The organism is Listeria innocua, from assembly GCF_028596125.1.
GTDB lineage: Bacteria > Bacillota > Bacilli > Lactobacillales > Listeriaceae > Listeria > Listeria innocua.
Genome location: NZ_CP117229.1, coordinates 1288801 through 1304029, shown reverse-complemented (window position 1 = coordinate 1304029; position 15229 = coordinate 1288801). Strand labels below are relative to the sequence as shown.

Genomic DNA, 15229 nt, shown 5'->3' with positions numbered 1-15229 from the left:
TATTACTATTGTAACGAACTTTGGCTCAAAAACAACTAATAATAGCGCATAAATAGATATTTCCTGTATTTTTTAGCACTTTACCATTATTTACTAATTTAAATCTCATAAAAAAACATCCACTCGTGAAAGTGGATGCTTAATTTTAAATCAATCTTCAACTTGTGGCCATTCTGTATGGAATACGCCTGGTTTGTCAACTCTTTCATACGTATGAGCACCAAAGTAGTCGCGTTGAGCTTGAATTAGATTTGCAGATAATACTTCAGAACGATAGCTATCGTAATAGCTGATTGCTGCAGTGAAGGTTGGTACTGGAATACCAGCTTTGACAGCTTCTGCTACTACAGTACGAAGGTCGCCTTGGTAGTTATGCGCAATATCTTTGAAATATGGATCTAATAGTAAGTTTTTAAGATTTTTATCTTTATTATATGCATCAGTAATTTTTTGTAAGAAACGAGCACGGATAATACAACCAGCGCGGAAAATTTTCGCAATTTCGCCGTATTGTAGGTCCCAATCGTTCTCTTCACTAGCTGCTCTCATTTGTGCAAAACCTTGTGCATAAGATGCGATTTTGCTGAAATAAAGTGCGCGGCGAACAGATTCAACAAATGCTTTTTTATCGCCTTCAAAACGATAATTAGATGGACCAGATAAAACAGTACTCGCATAAACGCGTTCATCTTTCAGTGCAGAAATGTAACGAGCAAATACAGATTCAGTAATTAAGGAAAGTGGAACACCTAAGTCAAGTGCGCTTTGGCTAGTCCATTTACCAGTTCCTTTTTGTCCAGCTTTATCAAGAATAACATCGACAATTGGTTTGCCTGTTTCTTCGTCTTTTACTTTTAGAATGTTTTTAGTGATTTCGATTAAATAGCTATCTAATTCTCCGTTATTCCATTCTTCAAATACGTCAGCAAGTTCATCATGGCTTAATCCACCGATTTCTTTCAAAATAGTGTAAGCTTCTGCGATTAATTGCATATCTCCGTATTCGATACCATTATGCACCATTTTAACGTAATGTCCGGCACCATCTGGACCAATATAAGTCACACATGGTTCTCCGTCTGCTACTGCAGCAATTTCACGTAAGATAGGAGCTACAAGATCATATGCCTTGCGTTGACCGCCTGGCATGATAGAAGGACCTTTAAGTGCGCCTTCTTCTCCGCCTGATACGCCAGTTCCGATGAAGTTAAAGCCTTCTTCACTTAATTCCTTATTACGACGAATTGTATCTTTAAAGAAAGCATTCCCGCCATCAATTAAAATATCGCCTTCGTTTAAGAAAGGTTTAACTGCTTCAATCATCATATCTGTAGCATCGCCAGCTTTTACCATAATAAGGATACGGCGAGGCACTTCAAGAGATTCGACAAATTCCTCTAAACTATAAGTTGGTACTAATTTTTTGTCCGCATTTTCTTCCATAACCGCTTTCGTTTTTTCAGTAGAACGGTTAAAGATAGATACTGTATGACCGCGGCTTTCAATGTTTAGAGCCAAGTTACGACCCATAACGCCCATTCCTATAACGCCAATTTCTTGTTTTGCCATTTTGCACTTCTTCCTTTCCGGTTTATTAAGGCAGAAAAATCTGTCTTACTTCAACATGACACATAAAAGTATCAACATCATTTACTATATCAAAGAATTGCTTCTTGGACAATGAATCAATCCGAATTATTTGACTTTTTTTTATTAATTTAGCTTTCTCAGTAAAATTTTCTCATTTTTTGCCGATTCAGCTAAGTCAATGACGAGTTGTGTCAGTTTTTCTAACTGCTCTACGGAAATAGTTTCTTTTTCTGAATGGGCATGTACATAACCGGCTGATAAGAGCATTGTAGGCACGCCTTTTTCATTAAGCACGTTGGCATCAGTACCGCCTTCTAAAAAGATCTCGCTAGTCTTTAAAGCTTGTTTTTTAGCTGCTTTTTGAAAAATATTCATAAGTGGATGTTGCGGGTGGATTTTGTAGCCTTCGTAAATAAGTCTTGTATCTTCTGCTAATGTAGCGCCATATTTCTCACAGGTTTGATTAAAACGTTCTCTGATTGTTTGGATATGAGGTAACGCCTTCCTAAAACTAGCAGCAGATTTGAACAGAACTTCTAATTGGGCATCTTGTTGATTTTCATCATTTACTCCACCAGAAAACGACTGGATTTCCCATCTGTTCTCGCGGTCAATCCGGCCTGGTCTCGTTGCATGAAGCGCCATTCTCGCTACTGATATGGGTGACATCTGGGTCGCATCAGGGCTTGCAATCGTGAAATCAACTGCAACTAATGTATTCGCTTGTAATTGATAATTCCCAACTTCTCCAGGAGCATCGAGACAATAACCATACGCTGCTGTTATTTTTTCTTCTGGAAATAAACGCATCCCAATCATGCCCAGTTCTTCTTTAGTAGTGAAAATGAATTCAATTTCCCCATGAGGCGTTTCTTCTGTACTAAAATAATCCATTGCCGCTAACATGGCTGCTACTGCTGCTTTATCATCTGCCCCTAAAGAAGTCCCATTTAGAGAAGTAAATATGCCATCTTCTACTTGAAATTCTGGTGAAGCTGCATTTGGATGCGTATCAACGTGGCCACAAAAGAAAATGGTCGGGAATTTCACAGCTGTTGCGGGAATTCGCGCAATTAATCCGTTATCCTCATCTAAACTGTAGGGGATATTTAATTTTGTTATTTGTTTTTTTATGTAAGTTAACACTGCTTTTTCTTTCCCAGAAACAGATGGGATTTGAATTAATTCTGTAAAATATTTTTTTACATTAGCTATCATCTTGTTTTCACCTACATTCTTCCTTTTTGCTTAAAAAATAAATAAACCACTTGAAATTTACTGTAATTATAAGTAAGATGGATATATCTGAAATGCTTTATGAGAGGAGTTTTCTTCCGCAATGACTAATAAAAAAGTAGTTCGCGTTGTCGTTATTTTAATGTTAATCGCGATTGTATTATCCAGCGTTTTAACCGGGTTACTAATGTTTTTATAGACATCCGAGGTCTGAGCCAATTTGGTTCAGGCTTTTTTTATTTTTTTCCTCAAAAAAAGAGCAGCACCCGAAAGTACTACCCAAGACATCTAGGGAGTTTAGGGGTATGGATCTAGATGTACTAAACAATACCCGCTAAACCTAGATTAAAACATTTTTAATACAATGCTGTATTTTCTTTGGAAATCTTTTCGACATTGGCTTTAATTGCTTGTAAGAATTTACCAGCTAGTAGGCCGTCTAAAATACGGTGATCGATGGATAGACATAGGTTCACCATATCTCGTACAGCAATCATATCGTCAATAATGACAGGACGTTTAACAATGGACTCCACTTGAAGAATAGCTGCTTGTGGATGATTAATAATGCCCATTGATTGAACAGAGCCAAATGAACCAGTACTATTCACAGTGAAAGTGCCACCTTCCATATCGGCTTGACTTAGTTTACCATTACGCGCTTTTCCAGCAAGTTCGCTTATTTCGCGAGCAATGCCTTTAATGGATTTTTCGTCTGCATTTTTAATAACTGGAACGTACAATAAATCACCAGCTGCAATCGCAATCGAAATATTGATATTCGCGTGCTCAATAATTTTATCGCCTGCCCACGTGCTGTTAAGTTGCGGGAATTCTTTCAATGCTTGTGCAACGGCTTTGATGAAAAAGGCGAAATAAGTTAATGAATAACCTTCTTCTTTTTTAAAGCTATCTTTTACTGTATTACGGTAACGAACAAGTCCAGTTGCATCTACTTCCACCATCATCCATGCGTGCGGAATTTCTTGTTTGCTCACGCTCATATGTTTAGCAATGGCTTTTCTTACGCCATTGATTGGGATTTCTTTATCGCCAGCTGCGGAACGAACAGGTGCAGGAGTTGGTGCTTTTTCTTGTGCTCTATTTGTTGGTTCCTCTGTTTTAGTAGCTACTGGTCCGTTTTCGATGACTTGAAGTAAGTCTTTTCTTGTAATTCGGCCACCTTTACCTGTGCCTTCTACAGTGGATAAATCAATATTGTTTTCACCAGCAATTCGTAGTACGGCTGGAGAAAATCTTCCACTAGCTGGTGCTTCTGCTAGTTTCACTTGTTTTGTTTCTTGTTTTTCTGGAGCTTTTGTTTCTGTTTGTTCTACTTCTTCAGCAGGCTCAGAACTTCCTGCATCTGCTGTTTCAATTGTACAAATAACCTCGCCCACTTCAAGCGTTTCGTCTTCTTCTGCTAAAATTTCTTTAATTGTCCCGCTAAAAGAAGATGGGATTTCTGCTGTTACTTTGTCAGTAAGTACTTCTGCGATAGCATCATATTTTTCAACTGTATCGCCTGGTTTAACTAACCATGAACTAATCGTACCTTCTGTTACACTTTCCCCTAATTTGGGCATGGTGATTTTTTCAACTGCCACGGGTCTTCACTCCTTTAATTTAAAACGGGTCTAAAATTCCGCTAATTCTTTCATTGCATCAGCAACTTTATCTGGATTAATCATAAAGTGTTTTTCCATCGTTGGCGCAAATGGCATCGCTGGAGTATCTGGTCCTGCAAGTCGTGCAATCGGTGCATCTAGGTCAAATAGACAATGCTCAGAAATAATTGCAGCTACTTCACTAATGATACTTCCTTGTTTATTGTCTTCTGTTACAAGAAGTACTTTACCAGTTTTCTTTGTTGCTTCAATAATAGCTTCTTGGTCTAATGGATAAATTGTGCGCAAATCAAGAATGTGCGCTTCTACGCCTTCTGCAGCTAACCGTTCTGCTGCTTGTTGGGCGAATTGAACAGCAAGACCATAAGTAATGACCGTGATATCATCGCCTTCACGTACAACATTTGCTTCACCAATAGGAACAATATAATCCGTTTCAGGTACTTCACCTTTTAGTAAACGATAGGCACGTTTATGTTCAAAGAAAAGTACTGGATCGTTGTCGCGAATCGCTGCTTTTAAAAGTCCTTTTGCATCGTACGGGGAAGATGGTACGACAATTTTTAAACCAGGTTGTCCAAAAAACACTTTTTCGACTGATTGTGAATGATAAAGTGCTCCGTGTACCCCGCCGCCAAAAGGTGCGCGAATAACCATTGGGCAAGACCAATCGTTATTAGAACGGTAACGAATTCTGGAAGCTTCTGAAATAATTTGGTTCACAGCTGGCATAATAAAGTCAGCAAACTGCATTTCTGCTACTGGGCGGTATCCATACATCGCTGCTCCAATTCCAACTCCAGCAATCGCGGATTCAGCAAGTGGTGTATCAAGAACTCGGTCTTCACCGAACTCATCATATAAACCAGCAGTCGCTTTAAAAACGCCACCTTTTTTCCCTACATCTTCTCCTAAAATAAATACTTTATCATCGCGCTCCATTTCTTCTTTAAGCGCCATTGTTATTGCATCAATATATGAAATGACTGGCATTCAAATTCCCTCCTAATCAGCTATTCGCTTCTTCATCGTATACATAAAGTAGAGATGATTCTGGTTCAGCGTATGCTGCACTTTCCGCGTAATCGGTCGCTTCATTAACTTCTTTAGCAATACTTTTTTCGATTTCAGCAATTTTTTCTTCTGTTAAATAACCTTCTTCAAGTAATTCTGTTTGGAAAATTTTCAGCGGATCTTTTCCTTTTGCTTCGTCGACTTCTTCTCTTGAACGATAACTGCTATCATCATCATCTGAGGAGTGTGGTGTGAAGCGGTAAGAAACTGTTTCGATTAATGTTGGTCCCTCGCCATTTCTTGCACGATCTGCCGCACGTTTAAAGGCAGCATATACTTCTCCCATATTCGAGCCATCTACGCGCTCACCAGGGATACCGTAACCAAGTGCCCGGTCAGATAGTTTTTCTGCTGCATATTGTTTTGATGCAGGTACAGAAATCGCATATTGGTTATTATGAATAACGAAAACAACTGGCAACTTATGTACAGATGCAAAGTTGATTCCTTCATGGAAGTCTCCTTGGTTAGAAGATCCTTCACCTGTTGACGCATAAATTGCAATGTCATCTCCAGCCATTTTGGCAGCAAGACCAATACCGGCTGCATGTGGAAATTGAGTTGTTACAGGAGAACTTTGAGTAACAATGCGATTAGATTTTTGACCAAAGTGAGCTGGCATTTGACGTCCGCCCGAGTTTGGATCTTCCGCTTTAGCAAAGGCAGACAACATAATATCTTTTGCTGTCATTCCAAATGCTAATACGACTGCTAAATCACGGTAATACGGCAAGGCATAGTCCTTCTCTAAATCAAAAGCAAATGCAGCACCGATTTGTGCTGTTTCTTGTCCTTGTCCAGAAATGGTAAAAGGAATTTTCCCAGAACGGTTAAGCAACCACATACGCTCATCGAGTCTTCTTGCCATTAACATTGTTTCATACATTTTAATTAATTTATCTTCTGTTAAACCTGCTTCTTTTAAAGTCATTTTTGTTCCTCCTTTAAAGCTGTATTAACCATGAATTGCATTACCATCCACAGCAAGGGCAGCTTCTCTAAAACTTTCTGATAAAGTTGGGTGCGGGTGAATAGTGTTACCCACTTCCCATGGGGTTGCATTTAAAACTTGTGCTAACGCGGCTTCGCTAATCATGTCCGTTACGTGCGGTCCAATCATGCTAACACCAAGAATATCATCTGTCTTTTTATCAGCAATAATCTTAATAAAGCCATCAGATTCTCCGTAAACAAGTGCTTTTCCGATGCCACGGAAAAAGAATTTGCCTTTTTTAACGTCATGACCACGTTCTTTTGCTTGTTCTTCTGTAATACCAACACTTGCGATCTCAGTAGAAGTATAAATACAGCGCGGAACTAAGTCATAATCGAGTTTTTCAGTTTCTTTACCAGCAATGTGATTGGCTGCAATTGTCCCTTCTTCCATTGCTACATGCGCAAGTTGAATTGTCGGAATACAGTCACCAATCGCGTAGATATGACTTTCTTTTGTTTGGTAAAAATCATTTACTTGGATAAAGCCGTTTTCGGTCGCAATATCCGTGTTTTGTAATCCGATATTTTCTGTATTGGCAGAACGACCAACTGAAACAAGCATTTTATCTGCTGTGAAGGTCTGCTCTTCGCCTTTAATGACTGCTTTGATTTCCACACCGGAATCTGTTTTTTTATAACTAGCTGCTTGAACTTCAGCAGATGTATGCATTGTTAGTTTTTTCTTTTTATAAAGTCTTGCTAATTCTTTCGCTACTTCTTTATCTTCTGTTGGCAAAATTCGGTCCGCATATTCTAGCACAGTAACTTCTACGCCAAAATCATGCATCATCGAAGCCCATTCCATTCCGATAACTCCACCACCAACGATAATAATCGATTTTGGTAAAGTTTCTAAATTAAGTGCACCGTCAGAAGATAATACATTTTCCTCATCAATTGTTAAACCATTTAATGTGCGAGGTTTTGAACCAGTTGCAATAATTAGGTTTTTAGGAATTAGCATTTCATTTTCTGAACCATCTTCAAATTCAACTGAAACTGTTCCGGCTGTTGGTGAAAAGATGGAAGGTCCTAAAATAGTTCCCGTTCCAGCAAATAAGTCGATTTTGCCTTGTTTAAATAATTGGTGAATCCCTTTTTCTAATTGGTCTACTATTTGTTGTTTCCTCTCTTGGGCTTGTAAAAAGTTTATTCCGGCAGTTCCTTCTACCGAAATTCCAAATTCGCTTGCTTTTTTAACCGTTTGCAATACTTCAGCCGAACGTAATAAAGCTTTTGTTGGAATACAGCCTCGGTGAAGACATGTTCCACCAACTTTTCCTTTTTCAACCACGGCTACTTTTTGTCCGTTCTTTGCGGCTTGGATCGCTGCAACGTATCCGCCTGTTCCCCCACCAAGAATAACTACATCATATTCTGTTGCCACATTATCTCCTCCTTTAGTACACTTTTTCTTTTTCAATTCCAGCGAGAACACGTTGTACACCACTGTTTAGAGCTTCTAATTCATCTTCTCCAGGTTCTATAATTACTCTGGCTATCCAGTTTGTTTGCTCGATAATTTTACTTGTAAATAGTTCACTTCTAGCAAGTCCACCAGTTAAAATAATAGCATCAATTTTGCCATGTAAAACGACGGAACATGCGCCTATTTCTTTACTAACTTGGTAAGCCATCGCATCAAAAGCTTTGATGGCATCCGCGTCACCAGCTTGAACTTTATTTTCTACATCTAACATACTATTTGTTCCTAGATAAGAAATCATCCCGCCACGGCCGACGATTAGCTCGTGTAGTTCACGTTTCGTCCACTTCCCACTAAAACATGCTTCTAAAAAATCATTCATTGGGAGTGAACCAGATCGTTCAGGACTAAAAGGACCATCGCCATCTAGTGCATTATTTACATCCACTGCTTTCCCTTGTCTGTGTGCTGCAACGGAAATACCTCCACCAAGATGCGCGATAACAAAATTCATTTTCTCATATTCCGAACCTAGCTCTTTGGCAATTTTTCGCCCAGCCGCCTTATGGTTCAATGCGTGAAAAATACTTTTTCTAGCAATAAGTTCATTTCCAGAGAATCTAGCTACTGGTTGCATTTCGTCTACTACAACGGGATCAACGATAAAACTTGGTATTCCGAGCTTATCTGCTAATTTTTTAGCAAGCATAGCACCAAGGTTGGAAGCATGCTCACCGTACTTGTTGTTTTTTAAATCCGCTAGCATTTTTTCAGTAACCATATATGTACCGCCAGCAACTGGTCGAAGCAAACCACCTCGTCCAACTACTGCATCTAATTTATTTACATCATAACCAAACGCATCAATCACTCGTCGCAAAACTTGCCATCTAAAATCAAATTGTTCCTGTACATTGTTAAAGTCGGCGAATTCTTGCATTGTGTGTCTGACTGTTTCTTCAAAAAGTACTTTATCGCCATGATAAACGGCGAGTTTTGTAGAAGTGGAACCAGGATTTATTGTCAAAACATCATAAGACATTTGATTTCCTCCAAATTTAATTGTGAAAAATGCTGTAGGTTATCATTTTCCCAAGGACTATTGTAACACGTAGGGCGTAATCAAATAAAAGCCTTTGCATTCATATCATTAAAGTCCGTCTATTCACATTATTTCATTATTTTCCAACCATTCTAACAGTTAGGATAAATGAAGCTAATTTATTTTCTGGTGTATCATTTCTGGAAGATATAACAATCGGTACTTTTGCTCCGACAATAGCACTACCAACTCTAGCTCCCGCAAAGTATACGAGCGATTTATAAAGGGCATTTCCAGTTTCAATATTAGGGGCAATTAAAATATCCGCATCACCCGCCGCATTATTTTTAATCCCTTTATGCTGTGCCGCTTCTTTTGAAATAGCTACATCAAGTGCAAGCGGACCAGCAATATCTATCTTGCCTTTGAAATGATTTGCTACTTCATTCGCTTCGACCGTAGAAGGCATTTTTTCGGTAACTTCTTCCACCGCGCTAAGTAAAGCCACTTTTGGATTTGTTATACCAATTTTCTGAGCAACATTCAGCGCATTTTCTGTAATTGCTATTTTTTCATTTATTTTTGGAGCAACATTCATTGCACAATCTGTTAATAATAAAGGCTTGTGGTATGTCGGAATATCGAAAATAGCAATTTGGCTTAATAATTGCCCTGTCCGCAACTCATTTTCCTTTTTTAAGACATGATGCATTAAAGTAGCTGTCGGAATAAATCCTTTGACCAAAATATCTGCTTCTTTATTTTTCACAGCTAAAATCGCGCCCTGTGCTGCCTCTTCTGCTGTATTCGCTTGAATCCAAGTAACGCTGTCGTTTGCCGTTAAGCTTCGATCTTCTTTTTTTCCAAATAAAAGAAACTTGCCTAAACCTTGATCCAGTGCTAGACGGATGGTTTCTAAAACGACTTCATCATCTGCTCCAGCTACTGCAAAAACCAGCGAACTCGTTTCTGCCACTTCTTTGAAAAATCTTTTGCTTGTCATAAAAAATAACTCCTTTATCGCACAAAAAAGCCGCATTTCGAATTAGTAGTTGTTTTTATGACCAGGTAATAATTTCTACCTTATTCATTTTAAGCAAAAACTATTCGATATGCAAGCAATTTCGTTTTTTTAATAGGTTTGTTTTACTTTTTCAGCTTGTTGAATCATTTCTTTCGCGTGTTGTTTTGTTAGTTCAGTCACTTCTATCCCAGCAATCATACGGCTGATTTCTTCTACTTTTTGCTCGCCTTTTAAAATTGTGACGGAAGTAGTTGTCCGTTTATTTTGCACTTTTTTTGTGATGTAGTAATGGTGATTGGCCATTGCAGCTACTTGAGGCAAATGACTGATACAAAGAACTTGTGAACCAACAGAGACTGCATAAATTTTTTCAGCAATCGCTTGGCCGACACGTCCGCTTACACCCGTATCCACTTCATCAAAAATGATAGATGTAATGCCTTGATGTCTTGAAAAAATGGTTTTTAGCGCTAACATCATTCGTGATAACTCACCGCCAGAAGCGATTTTCGCAAGTGGTTTTAGCGGCTCACCTGGATTGGTCGACATATAGAAGACGACACTGTCTTGGCCTGATTCCGTTAATTCTGTTTTGTCAGACTCAAAGTGAACACTGAAAATAGCTTTTTCCATATATAGTTGATTTAATTCTTGTTTAATTTGTTTTTCTAACGTGGTTGCTGCTTTTTTGCGGATGTCAGTGAGTGTACTTGCTTGTTTTGTGAGTTCTGTTTTTAATGTGGCCATTTTAGTTTCTAAATGCCCAACGTGGGACTCACTATCCGTCAGTTTTTCCATTTCAGTACTAATTTCTTTTTCATACTGAATAATATCTTCAATGGTTTTACCGTATTTACGTTTTAGTTGATTTAAATCATTCAAGCGTGATTCAATTTGATTCAGTTCTTCTGGTTGGAATTCAAGCTGATCAAGCGATTGTCTAATTTGGCTCATACTGTCTTCAAGCATATAGTAACTGGATGATATTGCTTCACTAACTGCTTTATAATCAGTATGAATACTCGCAGCCGCTTCCATCTGACGCATTGCTTCTCCAATAAATTCAAGTCCGCCCGGTTCTCCTTGGATAGCTGTATACGCTCCTTGCAAGTTTTCATTTAACTTTTCAAAATTCGCTAAAACATTTTTTTGTTCTAATAAACGATCTTCTTCCCCAGCTTGCAAATTTGCATTTTCGATTTCTTGTTGTTGAAAACGAAGCATATCGAGCCGCTGTGCAAGTTCTCGCTCATTTTTCGTCCAATTTTGCCATTCTCTCAAAATAGTTTGGTACTCTTTAAAATTAGTTTGATATTTCGTTAAAGCGGGTTTAATTTTATCAGCAGCAAACCTATCTAGTAACGATAAATGAAATTCTTCATTCATTAATTCTTGGTGTTCATGTTGACTATGAATATCTATTAATTTAGAACCGATTTGACGTAGCAACACCGTAGTTACTAGTTTTCCGTTAATACGGCAACTATTTTTACCGGAGCGAAATAAGCTACGTTCCAAAACGACCATATCATCCGAAGCATCTATTCCATTTTCCAAAAGTGCATTACGGCAGGCAAGATTATCTTCTGCTAGGGCAAATAAGCCTTGCAGTTCCAAACGTTCCTCACCGTGGCGAATAAAATCAGTCGATCCCCGTCCGCCAACAAGAAGACCAAGCGCATCAATAATAATTGATTTACCTGCGCCGGTCTCCCCAGTTAATACCGTCATCCCTTCTTGAAAAGTTAAAGAGAGTGATTCGATGATAGCAAAGTTTTTAATTGTCATTTCTTGAAGCAAAATCCTTCACCTCCAACAATTTTTAAAGCATATCTATAAAACGATCTGTTAATGTTTTTGCATTTTCTTCTGAGCGACAAATGATTAAACAAGTGTCATCTCCGCAAAGTGTTCCTGCTTTTTCTGGCCAGTCTAAGTTATCTATTAGCGCACCAACAGAGTTCCCATTCCCTGGCATTACTTTTAAAATAATCATAAATTGCACTGTATCGATACCAATAAAGCAATCAATTAAAGCGCGTTTTAATTTTTGATGGGGGTTAAAGCTATTATCGGCAGGGAGACTATATTTATAGCCACCAGTTTGTGTTGGAACTTTGACTAGATGAAGTTCTTTAATATCACGGGAAACGGTTGCTTGGGTTACTTTAACATCGCGTTCTAACAGAAGTTCTACTAAATCTTCTTGCGTGTCAATCTCATTAGATGTAATCAATTCTCGAATAATAATATGACGATGACCTTTATTCATTCCTTCTTCACCTCACGATAATTTTCTACTTACATCTTATCCGAAAAAACGCATAAAGTCACGGAATTAATGCAAAATTATGCAATAAAGTCTAGTTTAATACTCTATACATTGAAAATACATGCTTAAATGAGTATAAACAGCATAGTAAAAGCAAAAACCGGAAAACATCACTGCTTTCCGGTATACATTATTTATCTAATTTAGTATGTGCTTTTGTAATAAGTTTTGTAATTGCAGCTGGCTCTAAATGATTTTCACCAGTTTCTTTGCCAGTCCATTTAAGATGCGCAATAAATTCAATGTTTCCTTCTCCACCAGTTATTGGTGAAAAATCAAGCCCCATCAAGTCATAACCATTATCAAGCGCAAATAGAGCAATGTTTTCAACAACAGCTTCATGTACAGCTGGGTCGCGAATTATTCCTTTTTTACCCACCTGTTCACGTCCTGCTTCAAATTGTGGTTTGATTAAAGTCATCACATCGCCACCTGTTACGAGCACAGTTCTAAGTACAGGTAAAATAAGTTTGAGTGAAATAAAGGAAACATCAATCGTTGCGAATTCCGCTAAGCCTTCCGTAAAATCAGCTGGCGTCACATGGCGAAAGTTAGTCCGCTCCATGACTGTAACCCGTTCATCATTACGTAATTTCCATGCAAGTTGATTATAGCCAACATCAAGCGCATACGAATGTCGTGCCCCATTTTGCAAAGCACAGTCTGTAAAACCACCAGTAGAAGCTCCAATATCAAGCATTAGTTTATCTTTCACATCAAAATTAAATACTTGTAATGCCTTTTCTAATTTCAAGCCACCACGACTCACATAAGGCATTTGTTTTCCTTTGACTTGCAGTTCGCTATCTGCCGGAATTTTTTCTCCAGGTTTGTCGACACGTTCTTCTTTACGGTAAACAATTCCAGCCATAATGGCACGCTTTGCTTTTTCTCTTGTTTCAAATAGTCCTTGTTCTACTAGCAGAATATCTGCGCGTTCTTTTTTTATTGTCATAGTTTCTTCGCCCTTAACTTACTCGCTTTGTGCGAGCATTTCATTTATTTTTAATACAATACCAGTTGGAGATATACCATAGGATTCAAGAATTAGCGGGACAGAACCGTGACCAATGAATTCATCTGGCAACCCAATACGATGGATAGTAACATCCGTATAATTATTTTCTTCCATAAATTCTAACACACTTGCGCCAAATCCGCCTTTTAATAATGATTCTTCTACTGTTAAAATAGGGATTTTTTGCTTAAAAATTCGGTGTAATAAAGCTTCATCTAGCGGTTTAATAAAACGTGCATTAATGACACCCACACGCTGACCTAGATCCTCTAATTGTTCAGCTGCTTTAAGTGCCTGTTCGAGCGTTGGTCCAAAAGTTAAAATAACAGCATCAACAGGCTGAATAATCGTTTCCCATTCGCCAATTGGTATAAGCTTACTAGATTCAGAAAGCTCTTTACCCGGTCCATTTCCACGTGGGTAACGAATTGCAAAAGGCCCATCATCATAAGCAAAAGCAGTGTCCATTAATTGTCTAGCTTCTTCTTCATCTTTCGGCATCGTGATAATCATATTTGGAATACTATTTAGAAAAGAAATATCAAAAATACCTTGATGTGTTTCACCGTCTGCTCCAACAAGGCCAGCACGATCAATCCCGATAACGACATTTAATTTTTGCCGACAAACATCGTGAACCAACTGGTCATAAGCTCTTTGTAGAAATGTCGAATAAATAGCTAGAAAAGGCTTCATTGCTTGCGTTGCTAAACCAGCCGCCATTGTTGTTGCATGTTGCTCTGCAATTCCAACATCAAAAAAACGTTCTGGAAAAGTTTTAGCAAATTTTTCTAATTTGGAACCTACAGGCATGGCAGGAGTTATGGCAACGATACGTTCATCATTCGCTGCTAGACGCATTAATTCATTACTAATAACAGAACTCCATGAGGCGACAGTCTTAGCAGGCTTAATGAAGCTCCCTGTTTCGACTTTATATGGCCCTGTACCATGCCAGGTGCCACGGGAGTCTAATTCGGCAGGTTGGTACCCTTTTCCTTTTTTCGTGATGATATGGAGGAGTACAGGTCCTTTAGTCCGCTTAGCTATTTCTAAGTTGGTAATAACATCTTCTAAATTATGCCCATCAATCGGTCCTAGATACATAAAACCTAATTCTTCAAAAAAAGTACCCTCTACAAGCAAATGTTTTATGCCGTCTTTTGCTTTTTCAGCAGTGTCAGCTAACTTTTCACCGGCAGTTGGAATTTTTCGCATTAATTTATCTATATTTGTTTTTGTTTGTTGAAATGTATTCGAAGTTCTTAATTTTCCAAGGACATTGTGGAGTGCTCCTACATTAGGCGCAATGGACATATCATTATCATTTAAAATAACAATCATATCTTTTCCCATGTCTCCTATATGATTCAAGGCTTCAAATGCCATCCCACCAGTGAGCGCCCCGTCACCGATTATCGGAATAACATAAAAGTCTTCTTTTTTTATATCTCTAGCAATAACCATACCGACTGCAGCAGACAAGGAAGTCGAGCTGTGGCCAGTTTCAAATACATCATGAATAGATTCTTTTCGTTTTGGAAATCCGTCTAGTCCGCCGTGCTGACGTAATGTATCAAATTGACTCGCCCTTCCAGTTAGGATTTTGTGCACATAAGACTGGTGGCCCACATCCCAAATAAATTTATCATTTGGACTATTAAAAGTGTAATGCAGCGCAATCGTTAGTTCTACCACACCAAGATTAGGCCCAATATGCCCTCCTGATTTGGAAGTAGAAGTAATTAAAAAAGCGCGAATATCCGCCGCAAGTGCTTCTAATTCTTGTATATCCAATTGTTTCATAAAGGAAGGATCCTTTATTTTTAAAAGATCCAAATAAAAACAACTCACTTTCCAAAG

At 38.4% G+C, this 15229-nt stretch carries 12 protein-coding genes and 1 pseudogene; 1 reads left to right on the top strand and 12 read right to left on the bottom strand.

Annotated elements, in window-relative coordinates:
* Window positions 1-150 precede the first annotated feature (150 nt).
* Both gndA and PQQ29_RS07080 read right to left on the bottom strand, forming a co-directional pair.
* Window positions 151-1569 (bottom strand): NADP-dependent phosphogluconate dehydrogenase, encoded by a 1419-nt coding sequence (gene gndA / locus PQQ29_RS07085; RefSeq protein ID WP_003727468.1) that lies wholly within the window; start codon window positions 1567-1569, stop codon window positions 151-153.
* Between the two features lie 144 nt (window positions 1570-1713).
* A complete protein-coding gene (locus PQQ29_RS07080; protein WP_010991522.1) occupies window positions 1714-2808 on the bottom strand; it encodes a M20/M25/M40 family metallo-hydrolase in 1095 nt (364 codons plus the stop codon).
* A gap of 121 nt (window positions 2809-2929) precedes the next feature.
* On the opposite strand from PQQ29_RS07080, the gene prli42 reads away from it, so the two are divergent.
* On the top strand, window positions 2930-3025 hold the full coding sequence (gene prli42 / locus PQQ29_RS07075; RefSeq protein ID WP_087942097.1) for a stressosome-associated protein Prli42: 96 nt from the start codon (window positions 2930-2932) through the stop codon (window positions 3023-3025).
* 157 nt (window positions 3026-3182) lie between these two features.
* Here prli42 and PQQ29_RS07070 read toward each other — a convergent pair whose 3' ends face one another.
* From PQQ29_RS07070 to dxs, 10 genes and pseudogenes are all read right to left on the bottom strand, one after another.
* Complete coding sequence (locus PQQ29_RS07070) at window positions 3183-4433, bottom strand: dihydrolipoamide acetyltransferase family protein (RefSeq protein ID WP_010991521.1); 1251 nt, start codon at window positions 4431-4433, stop codon at window positions 3183-3185.
* Between the two features lie 30 nt (window positions 4434-4463).
* Complete coding sequence (locus PQQ29_RS07065) at window positions 4464-5447, bottom strand: alpha-ketoacid dehydrogenase subunit beta (protein WP_003729885.1); 984 nt, start codon at window positions 5445-5447, stop codon at window positions 4464-4466.
* A gap of 16 nt (window positions 5448-5463) precedes the next feature.
* The gene (locus PQQ29_RS07060; RefSeq protein ID WP_003762136.1) at window positions 5464-6459 is read right to left on the bottom strand and encodes a thiamine pyrophosphate-dependent dehydrogenase E1 component subunit alpha; all 996 of its coding nucleotides are present in this window, start codon (window positions 6457-6459) and stop codon (window positions 5464-5466) included.
* 24 nt (window positions 6460-6483) lie between these two features.
* Window positions 6484-7911 (bottom strand): dihydrolipoyl dehydrogenase, encoded by a 1428-nt coding sequence (gene lpdA, locus PQQ29_RS07055; protein ID WP_033533055.1) that lies wholly within the window; start codon window positions 7909-7911, stop codon window positions 6484-6486.
* Window positions 7912-7924: 13 nt separating this feature from the next.
* On the bottom strand, window positions 7925-8992 hold the full coding sequence (buk, locus tag PQQ29_RS07050; protein WP_185589993.1) for a butyrate kinase: 1068 nt from the start codon (window positions 8990-8992) through the stop codon (window positions 7925-7927).
* A 136-nt stretch (window positions 8993-9128) separates the two neighbouring features.
* Window positions 9129-9995 (bottom strand): phosphate acyltransferase, encoded by an 867-nt coding sequence (locus PQQ29_RS07045; protein WP_010991518.1) that lies wholly within the window; start codon window positions 9993-9995, stop codon window positions 9129-9131.
* A 129-nt stretch (window positions 9996-10124) separates the two neighbouring features.
* The gene (recN, locus tag PQQ29_RS07040) at window positions 10125-11816 is read right to left on the bottom strand and encodes a DNA repair protein RecN (RefSeq protein WP_003766795.1); all 1692 of its coding nucleotides are present in this window, start codon (window positions 11814-11816) and stop codon (window positions 10125-10127) included.
* A 22-nt stretch (window positions 11817-11838) separates the two neighbouring features.
* Window positions 11839-12288, bottom strand: coding sequence for a transcriptional regulator AhrC/ArgR (ahrC, locus tag PQQ29_RS07035; RefSeq protein WP_003766793.1), 450 nt, complete (start codon window positions 12286-12288; stop codon window positions 11839-11841).
* Window positions 12289-12478: 190 nt separating this feature from the next.
* On the bottom strand, window positions 12479-13303 hold the full coding sequence (locus tag PQQ29_RS07030) for a TlyA family RNA methyltransferase (protein ID WP_003771733.1): 825 nt from the start codon (window positions 13301-13303) through the stop codon (window positions 12479-12481).
* Window positions 13300-15220, bottom strand: a pseudogene (dxs, locus tag PQQ29_RS07025) (1-deoxy-D-xylulose-5-phosphate synthase). The gene PQQ29_RS07030 and the pseudogene dxs overlap by 4 nt, the downstream one beginning before the upstream one ends.
* Window positions 15221-15229: the final 9 nt, after the last annotated feature.

Excerpts from the sequence above, each read along its gene's own strand:
- gndA (WP_003727468.1), bottom strand. The coding sequence starts at position 1,569 with ATGGCAAAACAAGAAATTGGCGTTATAGGAATGGGCGTTATGGGTCGT.
- PQQ29_RS07080 (WP_010991522.1), bottom strand. The coding sequence starts at position 2,808 with ATGATAGCTAATGTAAAAAAATATTTTACAGAATTAATTCAAATCCCA.
- prli42 (WP_087942097.1), top strand. The coding sequence starts at position 2,930 with ATGACTAATAAAAAAGTAGTTCGCGTTGTCGTTATTTTAATGTTAATC.
- PQQ29_RS07065 (WP_003729885.1), bottom strand. The coding sequence starts at position 5,447 with ATGCCAGTCATTTCATATATTGATGCAATAACAATGGCGCTTAAAGAA.
- PQQ29_RS07060 (WP_003762136.1), bottom strand. The coding sequence starts at position 6,459 with ATGACTTTAAAAGAAGCAGGTTTAACAGAAGATAAATTAATTAAAATG.
- buk (WP_185589993.1), bottom strand. The coding sequence starts at position 8,992 with ATGTCTTATGATGTTTTGACAATAAATCCTGGTTCCACTTCTACAAAA.
- PQQ29_RS07045 (WP_010991518.1), bottom strand. The coding sequence starts at position 9,995 with ATGACAAGCAAAAGATTTTTCAAAGAAGTGGCAGAAACGAGTTCGCTG.
- ahrC (WP_003766793.1), bottom strand. The coding sequence starts at position 12,288 with ATGAATAAAGGTCATCGTCATATTATTATTCGAGAATTGATTACATCT.
- PQQ29_RS07030 (WP_003771733.1), bottom strand. The coding sequence starts at position 13,303 with ATGACAATAAAAAAAGAACGCGCAGATATTCTGCTAGTAGAACAAGGA.